Source organism: Actinoplanes sp. NPDC051633 (genome assembly GCF_040681735.1).
Classification (GTDB): domain Bacteria; phylum Actinomycetota; class Actinomycetes; order Mycobacteriales; family Micromonosporaceae; genus Actinoplanes.
Window position 1 is genome coordinate 1 of record NZ_JBFAZH010001604.1, and the last position, 1,412, is coordinate 1,412.

Here is a 1,412-nt window from a genome sequence, read left to right on the forward strand (position 1 = left end):
GACCGGTCGGCGCGGCCCACGGGTCCTGGGGCGGCATGTCGAGCGTCCGCTCCGGCCACTGCGGTTGCTCCGGCATCGTTGGATCCTCCCGGTCGTCGGGCAGGCCTGCTGGCCCCGCCGTCTTCGAGAGTAACGACGGCGCAAATCGCTCGACCACGCCTGCCCGGTCCGTTACACAGATGCCATGGACTCCCCCATCGATCTCCGAACGGCCTCCGCCGACGACTGGGAGGCGATCTCCCGGCTCCTCGGTCACGTCTTCCACGACGCCCACGAGGAGCTGCAACGGGAGATCGAGGGTTCGGTCTTCGAGCCGGAGCGCGGGCTGGTCGCCACCGACGGCGACCTCGTGGTGGGGCACGCGGCGGCGTACAGCCGGGAGATCACGGTGCCCGGCGCGATCCTGCCGGCCGCGCACGTCACCCTTGTGGGGGTCGCGCCGACGCACCGGCGTCGCGGGCTGCTCACCCGGATGATGCGCCGGCAGCTCACCGAGATGGCCGAGGCGGGGCGCGAGCCGATCGCGGTGCTGTGGGCCAGCGAGACCAAGATCTATCCGAGGTACGGGTACGGCATGGCCGCCCAGCGGTTGCGGGCCGACGCGATGACCCGGGAGCTCCAGCTGACCGTTCCCGTGCCGGCCGAGCCGGCCGGACGCCTGCGCCTCGCCGAGCCGGAGGCCGCGATCGCCGACCTGTCCAAGGTCTACGAGCAGGTCCGGCCGGAGCGCACCGGGTGGTCGTCGCGGGACGACCGGTGGTGGCGGTTCGTGCTGGCCGACAAGCCGGCGCTCCGCGACGGGGCGACCGAGCTGCACGCGGTGGTGCACGACACCGACCAGGGCCCGACCGGCTACGCCCTGTGGCGTACCAGGAGCAAGTGGGACCGGCACGGCCCGGACGGCACCGCCCTCATCCGCGAGGTCGTGGCGGCCGACCCGGAGACGTACGCGACGCTGTGGCGCTTCCTGCTCTCCGTCGACCTGACTCGGCACGCGGAGGCCGACTACCTGGCGATGGACGACCCGCTGATGCACATGGTCGACGAGCCGCGCCGCCTCGGCCTCGAGGTACGCGACGCCCTCTGGGTCCGCATCGTCGACCTGCCCGCCGCCCTGACCGCCCGCCAGTACGCGACCCCGATCGACCTAGTCCTGGACGTGACCGACCCGCTGTTGCCCGCCAACGCCGGCCGCTGGCGCCTCACCGGCGGCCCGGACGGCAGCTCCTGCACCCCGACGACCGACCCGGCCGATCTGGCCTGCACGGTGCTCGAGCTGGGCGCGGCCTACCTCGGCGGGCCGACGTTGGCGGCGCTGGGCGCGGCCGGGCGGATCCGCGAGCTCACCCCGGGCGCGCTGCACCGGGCGTCGGCGGCCTTCGGCTGGCACCGCCTGCCCAATCCCACCGAAG

The 1,412-nt window shown here is 73.9% G+C and carries 1 protein-coding gene; it reads left to right on the forward strand.

Annotated features, from left to right (window positions below):
- Positions 1 to 184: 184 nt before the first annotated feature.
- A partial coding sequence (locus AB0M20_RS43535; protein WP_364307366.1) for a GNAT family N-acetyltransferase occupies positions 185 to 1,412 on the forward strand: 1,228 nt, incomplete at its 3' end.